15 protein-coding genes are annotated in these 15,159 nt (G+C 71.1%); 5 read left to right on the top strand and 10 right to left on the bottom strand.

The window, feature by feature from the left end; genetic code table 11:
• Position 1 precedes the first annotated feature (1 nt).
• From AB0M67_RS26930 to AB0M67_RS26920, 3 genes are all read right to left on the bottom strand, one after another.
• Positions 2 to 1,081 carry a MoxR family ATPase gene (locus AB0M67_RS26930; RefSeq protein ID WP_365749472.1) on the bottom strand — a complete coding sequence of 360 codons (1,080 nt, stop codon included), beginning with the start codon at positions 1,079 to 1,081 and terminating at the stop codon, positions 2 to 4.
• Between the two features lie 106 nt (positions 1,082 to 1,187).
• Positions 1,188 to 3,278, bottom strand: a complete 2,091-nt coding sequence (locus AB0M67_RS26925; protein WP_365749470.1) for a trypsin-like peptidase domain-containing protein — start codon at positions 3,276 to 3,278, stop codon at positions 1,188 to 1,190.
• A complete protein-coding gene (locus tag AB0M67_RS26920; RefSeq protein WP_365749468.1) occupies positions 3,275 to 3,838 on the bottom strand; it encodes a CU044_2847 family protein in 564 nt (187 codons plus the stop codon). Before AB0M67_RS26920 ends, AB0M67_RS26925 begins: the two co-directional genes overlap by 4 nt.
• A 162-nt stretch (positions 3,839 to 4,000) precedes the next feature.
• Between AB0M67_RS26920 and AB0M67_RS26915 the strand changes: the two genes are divergently transcribed.
• On the top strand, positions 4,001 to 4,183 hold the full coding sequence (locus tag AB0M67_RS26915) for a DUF6104 family protein (protein ID WP_365749465.1): 183 nt from the start codon (positions 4,001 to 4,003) through the stop codon (positions 4,181 to 4,183).
• A 123-nt stretch (positions 4,184 to 4,306) separates the two neighbouring features.
• Here the strand turns inward: AB0M67_RS26915 and AB0M67_RS26910 are convergent, their stop codons facing one another.
• The gene (locus AB0M67_RS26910) at positions 4,307 to 5,113 is read right to left on the bottom strand and encodes a hypothetical protein (RefSeq protein ID WP_365749463.1); all 807 of its coding nucleotides are present in this window, start codon (positions 5,111 to 5,113) and stop codon (positions 4,307 to 4,309) included.
• Between the two features lie 159 nt (positions 5,114 to 5,272).
• Here AB0M67_RS26910 and AB0M67_RS26905 point away from each other — a divergent pair, with 159 nt between their 5' ends.
• Together AB0M67_RS26905 and AB0M67_RS26900 are read left to right on the top strand one after the other, a co-directional pair.
• Positions 5,273 to 6,175, top strand: coding sequence for a DUF4097 family beta strand repeat-containing protein (locus tag AB0M67_RS26905; protein WP_365749461.1), 903 nt, complete (start codon positions 5,273 to 5,275; stop codon positions 6,173 to 6,175).
• A 2-nt stretch (positions 6,176 to 6,177) separates the two neighbouring features.
• Positions 6,178 to 7,116 carry a helix-turn-helix transcriptional regulator gene (locus tag AB0M67_RS26900; RefSeq protein WP_365749459.1) on the top strand — a complete coding sequence of 313 codons (939 nt, stop codon included), beginning with the start codon at positions 6,178 to 6,180 and terminating at the stop codon, positions 7,114 to 7,116.
• Between the two features lie 99 nt (positions 7,117 to 7,215).
• On the opposite strand, the gene AB0M67_RS26895 is transcribed toward AB0M67_RS26900, so the two are convergent.
• The 6 genes from AB0M67_RS26895 to AB0M67_RS26870 form a co-directional block, all read right to left on the bottom strand.
• The gene (locus AB0M67_RS26895) at positions 7,216 to 7,776 is read right to left on the bottom strand and encodes a Clp protease N-terminal domain-containing protein (protein ID WP_365749457.1); all 561 of its coding nucleotides are present in this window, start codon (positions 7,774 to 7,776) and stop codon (positions 7,216 to 7,218) included.
• The gene (locus AB0M67_RS26890) at positions 7,776 to 7,985 is read right to left on the bottom strand and encodes a helix-turn-helix domain-containing protein (protein WP_365749455.1); all 210 of its coding nucleotides are present in this window, start codon (positions 7,983 to 7,985) and stop codon (positions 7,776 to 7,778) included. Before AB0M67_RS26890 ends, AB0M67_RS26895 begins: the two co-directional genes overlap by 1 nt.
• Before the next feature lie 51 nt (positions 7,986 to 8,036).
• The gene (locus AB0M67_RS26885) at positions 8,037 to 8,990 is read right to left on the bottom strand and encodes a zinc-binding dehydrogenase (RefSeq protein ID WP_365749454.1); all 954 of its coding nucleotides are present in this window, start codon (positions 8,988 to 8,990) and stop codon (positions 8,037 to 8,039) included.
• 73 nt (positions 8,991 to 9,063) lie between these two features.
• Positions 9,064 to 10,623, bottom strand: a complete 1,560-nt coding sequence (locus tag AB0M67_RS26880; RefSeq protein ID WP_365749452.1) for an alkaline phosphatase D family protein — start codon at positions 10,621 to 10,623, stop codon at positions 9,064 to 9,066.
• Positions 10,620 to 11,204 (bottom strand): phosphoesterase, encoded by a 585-nt coding sequence (locus AB0M67_RS26875; RefSeq protein WP_365749449.1) that lies wholly within the window; start codon positions 11,202 to 11,204, stop codon positions 10,620 to 10,622. The genes AB0M67_RS26880 and AB0M67_RS26875 overlap by 4 nt, the downstream gene beginning before the upstream one ends.
• A gap of 224 nt (positions 11,205 to 11,428) precedes the next feature.
• Positions 11,429 to 12,682: an NADP-dependent malic enzyme gene (locus AB0M67_RS26870; RefSeq protein WP_365749447.1), complete on the bottom strand. Its 1,254-nt coding sequence runs from the start codon at positions 12,680 to 12,682 to the stop codon at positions 11,429 to 11,431.
• 520 nt (positions 12,683 to 13,202) lie between these two features.
• On the opposite strand from AB0M67_RS26870, the gene AB0M67_RS26865 reads away from it, so the two are divergent.
• On the top strand, positions 13,203 to 14,165 hold the full coding sequence (locus AB0M67_RS26865) for an ABC transporter substrate-binding protein (protein WP_365749445.1): 963 nt from the start codon (positions 13,203 to 13,205) through the stop codon (positions 14,163 to 14,165).
• A gap of 43 nt (positions 14,166 to 14,208) precedes the next feature.
• A complete protein-coding gene (locus tag AB0M67_RS26860; RefSeq protein WP_365749443.1) occupies positions 14,209 to 15,159 on the top strand; it encodes an amino acid ABC transporter permease in 951 nt (316 codons plus the stop codon).

The following is a 15,159-nucleotide window of genomic DNA, read 5'->3' as shown; positions in this document are numbered from 1 at the left end:
ATCACCTCGGCCGGTCGAGTCGCTGGATGAGCAGATCGGCGAGGCGGTCGCGACCCGCCGGGGCGGCGGCGTCGGTGAGATAGATGGCGTTCAGCAGCTGGTCGGTGGAGATGAGTTCGCTGCGCGAGCGCTCCAGGAAGTGGCTGATCAGATCGTCGCCGGCGCGCGCGGCCTCGTCGCCGAGATGTGCCCGTACGAACGTGGCGAGCCGCTGGTGGTCGGGGCGGCCGAGCTCCAGATGGATACAGCGGCGCATCAGGGGCGCCGGGAAGTCCCGTTCGCCGTTGCTGGTGAGGACGACGAACGGGAAGGCACGGCACTGCACCCGGCCGCCCTTGATCCGGACCTTCTTGCCGTCGTCGGTCAGGACCTCGGCCTCGCCGTCGGGCAGCCGGTCGGCGATCCGCTCCAGCTCCGGAATGCCGAACTCCCCTTCCTCCAGCACATTCAGGAGGTCGTTCGGCAGATCGATGTCGCTCTTGTCCAGCTCGTCGATGAGCAGGACGCGGGGCTGCTCCGAGGGCAGCAGCGCGGTGCCGAGGGGGCCGAGCCGGATATAGCTGCCGATGTCCGCCGAGGGGTCGTGGCGGTACGCACCGTCCGCACCGTCCGTACCGTTCGCGCCGTTACGTCCCGTGGCGCTGTGTGCGGCCAGCTGCACGTCCTGGAGCCGGGCGATCGCGTCGTAGTGGTACAGCCCGTCCTGGAGGGCGGACCTGCTGACGATGGGCCAGCGCAGCACCCGGCCGAGCCCCAGTTCGTGCGCGACGGAGTGGGCCAGGGTGCTCTTGCCCGCGCCGGGGCTGCCGGTGACCAGCAGCGGACGCCTCAAGTAGAGGGCCGCGTTGATCATTTCGAGCTCCTCGGCGCCGGGCCGGTGCAGCTCCGCCTCGTGCCGGTAGCCGCCGAGCCGCCGGTCGGCCGAGCCGTCCCTGCCGTCGCCCGTAACGCCCTCGCCGTCCGGGGAGTTGTCGCCGCGTCCCGCGAAGTCCCGCCAGGGAGGCGGCGGAGGCAGTTGGGTGATGCCTCCGTGCGGCTCGCCGGCCCCTCGATAGATGAGCCACTCGCTGGGTTCACTCATTGCGTGTTCCTCGTCATCACTCGTCCGCCAGGGGCAGCAACCGCCGAACGTGCCACACGGTAGCGATCCGCCGCCGACCCCGTAAGAGGCCGACGGCCGGGGCGGTTCACGGCGCCTCCAGCAACTGGCCGGATCCGGGCAGCGGGTGGTGCGGATCGTCGTAGAAGAGCGCCACGCCGTCCGACCAGAACATCTCCGTGCGACCCGCGCGCACTCCCCGTCTCAGTTCCTGGATCTTCCACGGCAGCTGGTCGGCCGTGCCCGCCTCCGCGACCGTGGCCACCGCGCGCCGGTGGAAGTCCGCGCAGACCACGTCGGGACGGTCCATGCCGCGCCGCAGCAGGGCGACATGGAAGCCGCCGCGCACCACCCGGGTCAGTCCCGCGGCGGTCTCGCCGTCGGGCCGGTCGCCGTAGCGACAGAGCACGGGCACCGTCTCGTACGCCAGAGAGCGCAGTTCCTCCTCCGTCGGAACGGGTACCCGCAATCCGTCCTCGCAGTCGATGATCTCGGCCTGCATCGCCGCGCTCCACGTACGGTTCCAGCGCGCCCTGCGCTCCCGGGCCTCGTCCTCCGAGAGCGGTGGCTCCTGGTCCGAACAGCGCACGACCACCGGACGCGTGACCCCGAGCGGCGGTTCGTCGGGCGACAGCTGCCAGCCGTCCACCTCAAGGCCGAGCAGCGCCTGTACGACGGCGACCTGGAGCATGGCGGGGCTGTCCGGCTCGTCGCAGCGGCGGAACGCCTCGGTGAGCGCGGCGGTGAGGCGCGCGTGCAGGGAGTGGCCGGGGGTGCCTCTGCTGTCCTCCGCGACCGGCACCACCTCTCCGCTGTGGCGGGCGACACCCACCCGCCAGTCATAGCTGTCCCGCTCCCAGCCGCGCGGCTCCAGCTCCAGCAGGACGAAGGGGCGCTCGCCCTCCCTGGGCCGCTCCCCGTAGGCCGGGGACGCGCGCCGCTGCTCGCGGTCCGTGCGGTGGCGTCCGGCCGACCACAGCCGGGTGATCTCGTTGCGGAACTCCCGTGAGAGCTGGCCGTCGGCGAGCACCTTCACCCAGTCCCAGAGCGCCTGCTCGGCCGCCGCGGTGGTCTGTGTGACATAGGGGCGCTCGGCGGAGATGACGCTCATGCAGTAGCGCAGGACGAGTTCGAGCGCGGCCTCCCCGCCGCGGGTCTCGTAGAGCGCGCCGAGCCCGTCCCGCCAGCTGCGCGGCGCCGGATAGCGGTCCACGGAGTGCACATTGGGCAGCCGGATGAGCAGATCGAGCAGGCTGTGGGTGGAGACCGGCGGCGGCAGCTCGGCGAGCCTGCCGAGCAGCGTGACGCGCTGCTGCGGGGTCAGCGCGCGGTCGGCACCGGTGGCGGCGCCGGTGGCGAGGGAGCTCTGCACATCGGTCCACGTGGGGCCGGTGCCCACCCGGCTGAAGTGCCGGTCGGAGTGGTAGCGGTCATGGGCGTGGAACACCGCCTGGTAGTCGTCGTCCGACTCCGCCCCGGCCATCGCGGCGGGCACCGGCAGCGAACGCAGCCGGTCGATGGCGATGGACGTCCCGCCCATGGCGCCGAGGAGCTGGGACTTCAGCACCCCGACCACCTCGCCGCGGCGCAGATCGACGGCTGGCCCGCCGGAGACCCCGGGCGGCAGCACATCCCCGCCGAGCCGCATCTGCTCGTCGGAGTCGGCCCAGCCGCCGACCGTGCCCTGCACGGCGCACTGCCCGCTGAGCCGCTTCAGCCGGCCGCCCACCTCGGTCCAGCCCGAGTAGAGCACCTGCTCGCCGCCGAAGAACTTCGCGGGGCGCTCGCTGACGTACACACAGGCGTGGTCGACGGGCCTGCCGAGCCGGACGAGCGCGAGATCGGGCGCCGGCCAGCCCACGCCGGGACCGCCGGGGGGCGCCTCGGGAAGCGCCGCCACGACGGCCCCCGCGACCGCCGTCTCGCCGCTTCGGGGACCGGTTTCGAAGACCACGGTCACGTCCCGCCCCTCCCCCTGCAACGCCACATGCGCACATGTGAGAACCCAGCTCGGGGCGATGAAGAAGCCGCTCCCCAGGAAGCTTCCGCCTGGCCCATCAGGGTCATACCCGCCCTCCGGGCCATGGATGCGCACGGTGGCGGCCATGACGAGGTCGCGGAGGGCGAGTCCGCCGTCGCCGAAGGCCCCGGGCACACCCCGGCCGAGCCCGTCGATCATGCTCCGCTCCCGGCCGGGGGCGTGGGACCGCCGGGATGCGCCGGTGCGCCGGTGGATGCGCCGGGCGTGCCCCCGGCGGGCGGAACGGCGGGCGGGACAGCGGGTGGGACGGCGGATGGCGCGGCGGACGGGACGGTCGGCGGCGCGGTGGGCCGTGGCGGCGGCGCGGTCTGCGGCGGCACCGTCGGCCGTGGCGCGGCGAGATCGGCGGGCGGACCGCCGTCGTTCCAGGTGAGGGTGACTTTGATGCCCCCCTTGGCCTCACCGTCGGCGAGCAGTCCGACGACCTTGCCGGACTTGGCGGTGAGTTCGATGCCGAACTCGACACTCACCTCGTCGGGACGCACCGCGCGTAGAGGCCCGGCCAGAGACCGCGCGACGCTGGTCACGACGGACTGAAGGCTCTCCACCCGCGCCTGCACCTGGTCCGCGAACCCGGTGTCCGCGTACGTCAGGCCCCCCGATGGCCGGCGCAGTTCCTCGGCCCCGGAGATCCGGGCCCATACGGGCGTACCGTCCGGCATTTCGATGCGCGTGACATTCGCCTCGTCATCACCCATGACTTCCCCCGTTCCCCCAATTCCCCGCAGGTTAACGGCAGTAGAGAGCCGGCGCGAGGGTCATGGGAAAGGACGGCAGGGCGCACCCGGCCGGTTCTCGGCGGCGGAGAGGACCTCGCTCCCGCTCTCCCCACCCCTCTCACCAGGCATTAGGCTGATTCCATGTACTTCACCGACCGCGGTATCGAGGAACTGGAGAAACGGCGCGGCGAGGAGGAGGTCACTTTCGAGTGGCTGGCCGAACAGCTGCGTACGTTTGTCGACCTCAATCCCGATTTCGAGGTTCCGGTCGAACGTCTCGCGACCTGGCTGGCGCGGCTGGACGACGAGGACGGCGAGGAATAGCCCGTACGGCGCCCCTCTCGCCCCGTTAGCCGACCCACCCGGCTTACCCGGCTCACCCGGCTCACCCGGCCTGCCCGGCCCACCCGGCTCGCCCGGCCTACCAGGACCCGTAAGGCCCCGGTCTCATTCCTGGGCGCGGAACCGGTCGTACGCGAGTCCCAGCACGCCGTGTGTGACGAGCAGCGTGCCGGCGAAGGCCCAGCCCGCGCTCCGCCGGCGGGCACCCCAGAGGACCAGCGGTACGCCCGTCGCGAGTTGGACGGTGGCGAGCAGCCGGGCCTTGGGGCCGCGCAGCCAGGGGCCCAGCGGCCCGTCCTCGACCACATCCAGCTCGGCCCGTACGGTGTCGCGCCAGCCACCCCATTCGAGCTGCTCGGCGCCCGGCTGGACGCGCGCGACCTCGCGCAGCCGGTCGGCCGGTTCGCCCGGGGTGAGACCGGCCGGAAGCATGAGGCCCGTACGAGCGAGGAACGCGGCCAGCGCCCGGAGTCTGGTCCTGGAATCGGCCTCCGGGTCCTGGTGGGTGAGCCGCTCCAGCGCCTGGAGATCCAGTACGGGATCGAGGCCGAGGCGGGCCGCGAACGTACGCATCGCCTCGTCCTCCCCGGCGGGCGTGCCGTCCGCGAGCCAGACATAGCCGACGGTGCGCCGGAAGCCGGCCGCCAGGGTGTAGCCGGCCCGGCCCGCGTCCCACCACAGGGCGAGAACGGGCCAGTTGGAGCCGACGGCGAGCGCGGTGGCCCAGCTCACGACCACCCGGTCGACCGGTTCGCCGCCGTGCAGCCAGGGCTTGCCCTCGGGGACGAGCACGGTCCAGCCCGCACCGGCCGGGGCGAGCAGCAGCCGTTCGCGGAGCAGATGGGCGGCGGGCCGTACCACCACCGGCTCGGCCCGGCAGAGCAGCACAGCCCCCACGGAAGTCGCGTTCATAGCCTTACGCTAGGGCACTTTGCCCGGATTTGGGCGCTGTGACCATCGGGGGCCGGGCGGGTTCGGCCACCCGGCCTTGACTTCCGTTATCCGCGATATATCGTGTCCTTCAAGAGACGCGATATGTTGCGTTAAGCCGGGCCTCAGGAGGTCAGCACCATGGCAGAGTCGACGTGGGAAGTCGCCGAGCCGAGAAAGCTCACCTTCGACGACCCGGTGACCTCGCTCAATGTGCGCGTGGTCAACGGGACCGTGAACGTCGTCGGCACGGACGAGGCCGTACTGAACGAACAGGGCGGCGCCCATCTGGAGATCTCGCGGATCGAGGGCCCGCCGCTGATCGTGACCAGAAGCGGTTCCACGCTCACGGTCGCCTACGAGGACCTGCCCTGGAAGGACTTCCTCAAGTGGCTTGACCCCAAAGGCAGGCACCGCAGCGCCGTCGTCTCCGTCGCGGTCCCCGCCGGGACCGAGGTCGAGGTCGGGGTGGTCGGCGCGGGAGCCGTGGTCTCGGGGGTACGGGGGCGTACGGACGTACGGGGCGTCAGCGGCGACACGACACTCGTGGGGCTGTCGGGCGAGGTACGCGCCGACACGGTCTCCGGCAATGTGGAGGCCCAGGCGGTCACCGGCGGCCTCCGCTTCCACTCCGTCTCGGGCGATCTGACGGTCGTCGAGGGCGCGGGATCTTCCGTACGGGCCGACTCGGTCAGCGGGGACATGGTCGTGGACCTCGACCCGGCGGGCGCGCCCACCGACATCAAGCTGACCTCGGTCTCGGGCGAGATCGCGATCCGGCTGCCGCACCCCGCGGACGCGCGGGTCGAGGTGAACACGGCGAGCGGCGCCGTCTCCAACGCCTTCGACGATCTGCGGGTCAGCGGCCATTGGGGCGCACACAAGATCACCGGCACGCTGGGGGCGGGCACGGGCACGCTCAAGGCGACCACGGTGTCCGGCTCGATCGCGCTGCTGCGCAGGCCGCCGGCGGAGGACGGCCCGTACGACTCCCCCGCCCCCTCCACGGCCGGCACGGCGCCGACCGACACGAAGGAGTTCTGACCATGCCTCCGGTCTTCGCCCACGGCCGCCTCCGCCTCTATCTGCTCAAGCTCCTCGACGAGGCGCCGCGCCACGGCTACGAGGTGATCCGCCTCCTGGAGGAACGCTTCCAGGGCCTGTACGCGCCGTCCGCCGGCACGGTCTACCCCCGGCTGGCCAAGCTGGAGGCCGAGGGCCTTGTCACGCATGCCACCGAGGGTGGCCGCAAGGTCTACTCGATCACCGACGCGGGCCGCGCCGAACTGGCGGGACGAGGCGGCGAGCTGGCCGATCTGGAGCTGGAGATCCGTGAGTCCGTGGCCGAGCTGGCCGCGGAGATACGTGACGACGTACAGGGCGCGGCGGGCCGGCTGCGCAGCGAGATGCGCGCGGCTGCCTCCGAGACCCGCACGGGCGGTACGCGGACGGGCTGGGAATCGGCCTTCGGGGACCATGACTCCTGGCGCGCGGCCAAGGAAGAGCTCAAGCGCGCCCAGCAGGAGTGGAAGGAGCAGGCCCGCCGGGCGAAGGACGAGTCCCGCCGGGCCCGCGAGGACGCGCAGCAGACCCGTGAGACGGTGCAGCGCATCGCGAAGCAGGTCCAGGACCAGGTGCAGGACCACTTCGTACGGGGCGACTGGCCGAGCGGTCTGCGCGAGGGCATGTCGGAGCTGGCCGACCAGCTGAGCGGCCTGGCCGGCACGGCATGGTCCACCCGCAAACCGCCGCCCGCCCCGGCCCCGGCCCCGCAGCCGGAGCCCGAACCGGTCTGGGCGGAGGACACCCCGCGGACGGGCGACCCGGCACGCGATCTGGACCGGCTGCTGGACCGCTTCCGCGACGACATCCGCGACGCGGCGCGGGACAACGGGGTGACGGAAGCGCAACTGACCGAGGCCCGGGGGCACTTGTCGGCGGCGGCGAAGCGTATCGGCGAGGTGTTGCGCACGCACGACGGCTGACGTGCGCCCTCCGGCGGGGGCGCGTCCGGGGTGCGTGTCCGAGATGCGTGTCTGAGGTGCGTGTCCGGGGCGCGTTCGGCTGGGGCCCGGGGTCGGGCCTCAGCTCGCTTCCGACAGGCCGCCGAACATCGCGCGTTCCACCGTCGCGTATGTCGCCCCGTGGTCCGCCAGGACCTCCGCCACCAGCCCCGGCCGGGCCGTCAGCGCGAGCAGGAGATGTTCATCGCCGATGTGCCGGTCGCCGCGGCCGATCGCGATCCGCAGCGACTTCTCCAGCGTGGCCTTCGCCGTCGGGGCGAACCCCCGGTGCCCCGACCACCATCGCTTCGGCCCCCTCCCGACCCGCATCACGCCTTCTCCGTGCGCCTCCTCGACCTTCGAGACGATTTCCCCGACGTCGATCCCGATCCCGGCCAGCGCGTCCGCGTCCGCCTTCGTCAGGCCGCCCCGCCTGCGCGCCTCCGCGAACGCGCGCTCCAGGGACTCCCGCCGGCCGGTGACACCGAGCGCGGCCAGCGCGAAGGACGCGCGGGTGCCCCGCTGGTCGAGCAGCGCCAGTAGAAGGTGCTCGTCGGTGACCGTGTCGGCGCCCGTGCGCTCGGAGTGTCCGACGGCGCCGGTGACCACACCGCGAGCGCCCTTGGTGAACCGTTCGAACATCACTGCCTCCCGTGCTTCTTGTGCGCGGCCTGCCGGCTGACGCCCAGCTCGTCCGCGATCTCCTGCCACGACCAGCCCTGATCGCGGGCGCCGCGTACCTGTACGGCTTCGAGCCGCTCCAGCAGCCGCCGCAGCGCGGCGACCGCCCTCAGCCCGACCCGGGGGTCGCGGTCACCCGCCCGCTCGGCGAGATCCGTTGCTTCGGTCATGACGTCAACGTACGTTGACAGAGGAGATGATGTCAATAGAAGTTGACAGTCTCAGGGAGTCAGCACGACCTTGCCGAACAGCTCGCCCGCCGCCATCCGCTCGAAGCCCTCCCGCGCCCGCTCCAGCGGAAGCACCTCTTCGATCACCGGCCGTACGCCCTTCACCGCGCAGAAGGCGAGCAGGTCCTCCAGTTCGTCCCTGGACCCCATCGTCGAGCCGACGACCCTCAGCTCCAGGAAGAAGATCCGGGTCAGCTCGGCGTGCGCCGGACGGTCACCGCTCGTCGCGCCCGAGATCACCAGCGTGCCGCCGCGCCGGAGGCACTTGATGGAGTGCGACCAGGTCGCGGCGCCCACCGTCTCGATGACGGCGTCCACCCGGTGCGGCAGCCGCGCGCCCGGCTCGTACGCCTCCAGCGCGCCCAGTTCGACCGCGCGCGCCCGCTTGGCCTCGTCGCGACTGGTCGCGTACATCCGCAGACCCGCGGCGCTGCCGAGCACGATGGCCGCCGTGGCGACCCCGCCGCCCGCGCCCTGGACGAGGACCGAATCACCTGGCCGTACACCGGCGTTGGTGAAGAGCATGCGGTACGCGGTCAGCCAGGCGGTCGGCAGACAGGCGGCCTGCTCGAAGGTGAGCTGCGGCGGCTTGGGCAGTACGTTCCCGACGGGCACGGTGACCTGCTCGGCGAACGTGCCCTGGTAGTGCTCGGTGAGGATCGACCGCGGCTCGGTGCCGTGATCGCCGCCGCCGATCACCGCGTGCACCACGACCTCGTTGCCGTCCGGGTCCAGACCGGCGGCGTCGCAGCCGAGGATCATCGGCAGGTTGCCCTCGGGCAGGCCGACCCCGCGCAGCGACCACAGATCGTGGTGGTTGAGCGAGGCGGCCTTCACCCTGACGGTGGTCCAGCCGGGGCGCACCTCGGGCGCGGGGCGTTCGCCCAGCTCAAGGCCGTTGAGGGGGTGGTCGCGGTCAATGCGGGCTGCGTAGGCGGCGAACATGACCTTGACGATAGGGCGGGAGCGGGACGCGGAGGAACCGTACACGCGTGTGACACGCGTCCCGCGCCCCGGATCAGTCCCTGCGGTACTGCGCGGGCGAGTTCCTGGTCGCCGGGTCCTCGTACGCGCCCGCCGTCCCCCGGTCCACATGGAAGGTGGTCAGCGTGGAGACGGCCGAGACCGGATCCCGGCGGTCCTCGATGACCCGCATATGGGTGGTGAAGCGCTCCGGTGTCACCTCGTACACGTCGTAGCCGTAACGGTTCCCCTCGAAGTACTGGAGGTGCGGATTGGCCTGGCCCATGAGCGGCCCATTGGTCGCGTTCCACCCGGGGTCGTACGCGCTGGAGGTCACCGAGTGCGCCGTGAACTCCGTACCGATGACGGGCGATTCCGTGTTGTCGTAGTCCGGCCTGATGTCGTCCACGAACGCGGAGTGCCAGTCACCCGTGAGGACGACGAGGTCCTCAAGGCCGCTCGTACGGACGTGTTCGAGCACTTCCCTGCGCTCGGTGAGGAAGCCGTCCCACTGGTCGGTGAACATATACGAACCGCCGGGCCTGCCGCGCAGCTGGCTGAGCATGATCGAGTTGGCCCAGATGTGCCAGGAGTCGGGGGCGCGGTCGACGGTCCGCTTGAGCCATGCCTTCTGGTCGGCGCCGAGGATCGTGCCGTCCGGGAGGTTCTGCGCCGAGCGGTACTGCCGCAGATCCAGCACGGCCAGCTCCAGCAGATCGCCCCAGCGGCGTACCCGGTGGATGTCCGGGTCGGGCAGGGCGGAGTCCCCGGCGTCGCGGTGCGGCAGATGCTCGTACCACGCCTGGTAGGCGGCGGCCCGGCGCTGGAGGAACGGTGCCCCGCCGCCCGTACCGCTGTAGTCGTTGGCGACCTCGTGGTCGTCCCAGGTCAGGAACCAGGGGTGGGCGGCGTGCGCCTCCCGCAGCGAGGGGTCGCCCTTGTAGAGCGCGTGGCGCTTGCGGTAGTCGGCGAGCGTGTAGATCATCGGGCCGTTGTTGTCACGGACGACATCGCCGCCCTCGGGCCCGTACTCGTAGATGTAGTCGCCCAGATGGATGACGAAGTCCAGCCGCTCGCGGGCGATCCCGCGCAGCGCCGCGTAGTAACCCTGCGGGTAGTTCTGGCAGTTGGCCGTGGCGAAGCGGGCGCTCCGTACGCGGCCCGAGGGCGCGGTCCTGGTCCTGCCGAGCCTGCTGGTACGGCCCAGCGCGGTGAACGCGTACCAGTACTCGCGGCCCGGACGCAGGCCATGGACCGGTACGTGCACGCTGTGCCCGAGCGTCGCGGAGGCGGGAGCCGTGCCCCGGGCGACGACCCGGCGCAGCGCCCGGTCCTCGGCCACGACCCAGCGCACCTCGACGACCTCCGGCAGCGGCTGTTCGCCGGGCTCGGCGAACGGCTCCGGCGCGAGGCGGGTCCACAGCACGACGCTCGTGGGCCCCGGATCGCCCGAGCCGACGCCGAGCGTGAACGGCGCGGCGTCGTACGACGAGCCGAGCGCCTCGGCGGCCTCACGGGCCTGCGCGGGCGAGAGCCCGGCGCTCAGCGGCCAGACCACATTGAGCGCTCCGGCGGCTCCGGCGGCCTTGAGCAGATCGCGTCGGTTCAGTTTCATGCCCGTCCCCCCGAGGTCCCCAGAGTCAGCGATATCGCGTCGGCGTAACCGTCGTTGGAGACCCCGGAGCCGGCCCGGGTGAAGACGAGCAGCACCCGCGCGGAGCGCGCGCCGGGCGGTACGGCGGCCTCGGCGGTGCGTTCGACGAGCGCGGTACGGCCACCGCGTTCGGCCGCGGTGACCGGGCCGAGCACGGACAGCGCGACGGGTGTGCCCCGGCCGTCGCGGAACTCGACCGACAGCCTGGCGCCGTCCTCCTGCGTGGCATACCCACCGAGCCACCCGGACACGGCGTACCGCACCCGCCCGGCATCCACGGCGGCGTGGCCGACCGGCCCGCCGACGGGCAGCGTGACGTCCTGGACGAGCGCGGTGCGCGGGCTGTTCCCGCCGGAGAAGAACCGGCTGCCACGGTGCGCGGGGGCGGGGCCCGGGTCGGCGGGGGTGGGGTAGCCGTTGCCGACGTCGTACCCGATGAGCGCGGGAGCGCCGTCCCGTACGACCCATCCGTGCACGGCGGGCACGGGCTCGGCGCTCCCTCCGGGCCCACGCTCGGCGTCACCGTTGACGAGCAGGTTCACAAGCGCCTCCTGTGTCGGTTGCTGTCCCAGGGCATCACAACAGGCGGGCGTGAACCAGGGGCGGCCCGTGACCAAACTTCCCGGGCGGGGCCGTGGTTCGGGCCGTGGTTCGGGCCGTGGTTCGGCGCGCGGTGGGTGGCCCCGGAGCGCCACCCGGCGACAGCCCGCACACGACCACCGGCCCCGGCCGGGACGAACCGTGACCACGACCCCCGACCGGGAGGCTAACGACGGGCCACGCCCTCCGATCGCGCCGCCGACGCCACCGCCGCCGTCACCGCCGGCGCCACCCGCTCGTCGAACGGCGACGGGATCACATAGTCCGCCGCCAGCTCATCGCCGACCACGTCGGCCAGCGCGTTCGCCGCCGCGATCTTCATGCCCTCCGTGATCCGGGACGCCCGGACCTGGAGCGCGCCCGCGAAGATGCCGGGGAAGGCGAGCACGTTGTTGATCTGGTTCGGGTAGTCGGAGCGCCCGGTGGCCACGACGGACGCGTACTGGTGCGCGATGTCGGGGTGGACCTCCGGGTTCGGGTTGGCCATCGCGAAGACGAACGCGCCCGGCGCCATCGACGCGACCGCCGGCTCCGGGACCGTACCGCCGGAGACGCCGATGAAGACGTCCGCGCCGGAGAGGGCGGACTCCAGCGAGCCGGAGAGCCCGGCGCGGTTGGTGATCTCGGCCAGTTCGCGCTTGACGTCGGTGAGGTCGTCGCGGTCGCGGCTGACGACGCCCCTGCGGTCGGCGACGGCGACATCGCCGATGCCCGCCTCCAGCAGGAACTTGGCGATGGCGACCCCGGCGGCCCCCGCGCCGGAGATGACGGCGCGCAGGTCGCCCAGCTCACGCTTCGTCAGCTTCGCCGCGTTGCGCAGGGCGGCGAGCGTCACGACGGCCGTGCCGTGCTGGTCGTCGTGGAAGACGGGGATGTCAAGCCGTTCCTGGAGCCTGCGCTCGATCTCGAAGCAGCGCGGCGCCGAGATGTCTTCGAGGTTGACGCCGCCGAAGGAGGGCGCGAGCCGCACGACGGTGTCGATGATCTCGTCCGTGTCGGTGGTCGCGAGCGCCAGCGGCACCGCGTCGACCCCGCCGAACTGCTTGAACAGGATCGCCTTGCCCTCCATCACGGGGAGCGAGGCCTCCGGTCCGATGTCGCCGAGTCCGAGCACCGCCGTACCGTCCGTCACGACGGCGACGACCTGCGACTTCCAGGTGTAGTCATGGACCAGCTCGGGCCGTTCGGCGATCGCGCTGCACACCTTCGCCACGCCGGGGGTGTACGCGAGGGACAGATCGTCCTTGTCCCGCACCGGCACGGTGGCCCGGATGGCCATCTTGCCGCCGCGGTGCAGCGCGAAGGCCGGATCGAAGGGCTCGTCCGGAGCACTCTCGGTGCCGCTGCCGTTGTCGGTGGCGCTGTCGGTGGCGCTGTCGCTGTCGCTGTCGCTGCGAGGATTGAAAATCTCCGCTGCCATGTGGATGACCCCTTAAGTCTTCATCAGTTGAGGGTTGCCGCTCCTGGTTGAGGAGGGGTGGGTGGGCACCGCGTACGCGACCGCGCCGGCGGTTGGTCCGCTCGGCCCGGAAGGTGATACGTACGCGCGGGCGCGCCGCACACGCGCCCCGAGCCCCGGATGAGGGGTGTAATCGTTCTTCTTACCGGACGGACCGCGTCGTCCACGAGTCCATATATCCGCGGTGAGATGACTCATAGCCGAATATTCGGACACTTCCGGTAAGCGGCATGAATCACGCCCTAAAAAGGAGACGGACCGGAGATTGTCCGGCCGGAAGAAGGTATTCCAGCAGATGGTCCGGTCTTGATGTTCCGCCATGCCGGGGTCAGGGGGTCTCCCGTTACCCGATTTTGACATGACCGGTCCCCTGAATGGGCCAGTCCGAATGGCAAGATGCCCTAATCACACTCGGTCGCGACACTCGAAGACGCGTGCTCGGCCATTTGGCAGCTCCCTCATCCGCCGGAGGATCCTGATCATGACCGCAAGCACCACCCGCCGGACGACCGTCGCGAAGTCCAGGATCGCCGCGGTCGGCGCGCTCGCGGTCGCGAGCACCCTGCTGCTGACCGCCTGCGGCGACCAGACGGAGGGCGCCAAGAAGGACAGCGGCTCCTCCAGCGAGGCCAAGGCGCCGCTCTTCGACGAGCTGCCGAAGGCGATCCAGGACAAGGGCGTCATCAAGGTCGGCTCGGACATCGCGTACCCGCCGGTGGAATTCAAGGACAAGTCGGGCAAGACCGTCGGCATCGACCCGGATCTCGCCGACGCGCTCGGTAAGCAGCTCGGCGTGAAGTTCGAGTTCGAGAACGGCACCTTCGACACGCTGCTGACCGGTCTGCGGTCGAAGCGGTACGACATCGCCATGTCGGCCATGACGGACACCAAGGACCGGCAGAACGGTGTGGACGGCGACACCGGCAAGAAGGTCGGCGAGGGCGTGGACTTCGTCGACTACTTCACCGCGGGTGTCTCGATCTACACCAAGAAGGGCGACGACAAGGGAATCACCACCTGGTCCGACCTCTGCGGCAAGAAGATGGTCGTCCAGCGCGGCACCGTCTCGCACGATCTGGCCAAGTCCGAGAGCAAGAAGTGCACGGACGGCGGCAAGGGCGCGATCACGCTGGAGGCCTTCGACAACGACCTGGAGGCGCAGACCCGGCTGCGCGGAGGCGGCGCGGACGCCGGTTCCAGTGACTTCCCGGTCGCGGCGTACGCGGTGAAGACCTCGGGCGGCGGCAATGACTTCCAGCTGGTCGGCGAGCAGGTCGAGGCGGCACCGTACGGGATCGCCGTCGCCAAGAACAACCCGCTGACGAAGGCGCTCCAGTCCGCGCTGGAGGCGATCATCAAGAACGGCGAGTACGACAAGGTCATCGCCAAGTGGGGTGTCGGGGACGGCGCGGTCAAGGAAGCCAAGCTCAACGGCGGCTCCTGATTCGCGTTCGCTCCGAAGGCTCTGAAAGGCAGAGGCATCATCCGTGACGGTTGACATCGACAAGTCGGACGACCCCAAGGAAGGCCCACGGGCCGTGTCGTCCACCGCACCGGAATCCATCAAGGCGATTCCGGTGCGGCATTACGGGCGGTACGTGTCCGCGGTCGTCGCGATCGGCGTGCTGGTCGCGCTCGTGTACGCGTTCGCCCAGGGGGATGTGAACTGGGGCGCCATCCCGGACTACTTCTTCGACGGCCAGATCCTGACCGGCGTCAAGAACACCGTGATCATCACGGTGCTCGCGATGCTCCTCGGAGTGGTCCTCGGCATCGTCCTGGCGGTGATGCGGCTCTCCAAGAACCCGGTGACGTCCGCCATCGCGTGGTTCTACATCTGGTTCTTCCGCGGCACACCGGTCTACGTACAGCTGCTCGTCTGGTTCAACCTGGGCATCGTCTTCGAGTACATCAACCTCGGGCCGATCTACAAGGACGAGTGGTCCTCGTTCATGACGCCGTTCCTGTGCGCGCTGCTGGGCCTCGGGCTCAATGAGGCGGCGTACATGGCGGAGATCTGCCGGGCGGGCCTCCAGGCGGTCGACGAGGGCCAGACCGAGGCCGCGCACGCGCTGGGCATGAGCCACTTCAAGACGCTGCGCCGGATCGTGGTGCCCCAGGCGATGCGCGTGATCGTGCCGCCCACGGGCAACGAGGTCATCAACATGCTGAAGACCTCCTCGCTGGCGGTGGCGGTGCAGTACACCGAGCTGCTGCGCTCGACCCAGAACGTGGCGCAGACCTCGGGCGCCACGGTGGAGATGCTGTTCCTGGCGGCGGCCTGGTACATGATCCTGACCTCGGTGCTCAGCATCGGCCAGTACTACCTGGAGCGGTACTACGCGCGTGGTTCGAGCCGCAGCCTGCCGATGACCCCGTTCCAGCGCGTCCGCGTCAACCTGCTGTCCCTCGGCCGGCCCAAGGGAGGCATGGCATGA

The sequence above is a fragment of the Streptomyces sp. NPDC051662 genome (assembly GCF_040681655.1).
Taxonomy (GTDB): Bacteria; Actinomycetota; Actinomycetes; order Streptomycetales; family Streptomycetaceae; genus Streptomyces.
Note: the sequence above shows the minus strand (reverse complement) of the source record. Positions and strands in the feature narration are given on the sequence as shown.

Bases quoted from the DNA above. Each gene is read 5' to 3' on its own strand.
- AB0M67_RS26910 (WP_365749463.1), bottom strand. From the start codon at position 5,113: ATGAACGCGACTTCCGTGGGGGCTGTGCTGCTCTGCCGGGCCGAGCCG.
- AB0M67_RS26885 (WP_365749454.1), bottom strand. From the start codon at position 8,990: ATGTTCGCCGCCTACGCAGCCCGCATTGACCGCGACCACCCCCTCAAC.
- AB0M67_RS26905 (WP_365749461.1), top strand. From the start codon at position 5,273: ATGGCAGAGTCGACGTGGGAAGTCGCCGAGCCGAGAAAGCTCACCTTC.
- AB0M67_RS26870 (WP_365749447.1), bottom strand. From the start codon at position 12,682: ATGGCAGCGGAGATTTTCAATCCTCGCAGCGACAGCGACAGCGACAGC.
- AB0M67_RS26930 (WP_365749472.1), bottom strand. From the start codon at position 1,081: ATGAGTGAACCCAGCGAGTGGCTCATCTATCGAGGGGCCGGCGAGCCG.
- AB0M67_RS26915 (WP_365749465.1), top strand. From the start codon at position 4,001: ATGTACTTCACCGACCGCGGTATCGAGGAACTGGAGAAACGGCGCGGC.
- AB0M67_RS26895 (WP_365749457.1), bottom strand. From the start codon at position 7,776: ATGTTCGAACGGTTCACCAAGGGCGCTCGCGGTGTGGTCACCGGCGCC.
- AB0M67_RS26925 (WP_365749470.1), bottom strand. From the start codon at position 3,278: ATGATCGACGGGCTCGGCCGGGGTGTGCCCGGGGCCTTCGGCGACGGC.
- AB0M67_RS26890 (WP_365749455.1), bottom strand. From the start codon at position 7,985: ATGACCGAAGCAACGGATCTCGCCGAGCGGGCGGGTGACCGCGACCCC.
- AB0M67_RS26865 (WP_365749445.1), top strand. From the start codon at position 13,203: ATGACCGCAAGCACCACCCGCCGGACGACCGTCGCGAAGTCCAGGATC.
- AB0M67_RS26920 (WP_365749468.1), bottom strand. From the start codon at position 3,838: ATGGGTGATGACGAGGCGAATGTCACGCGCATCGAAATGCCGGACGGT.
- AB0M67_RS26880 (WP_365749452.1), bottom strand. From the start codon at position 10,623: ATGAAACTGAACCGACGCGATCTGCTCAAGGCCGCCGGAGCCGCCGGA.
- AB0M67_RS26900 (WP_365749459.1), top strand. From the start codon at position 6,178: ATGCCTCCGGTCTTCGCCCACGGCCGCCTCCGCCTCTATCTGCTCAAG.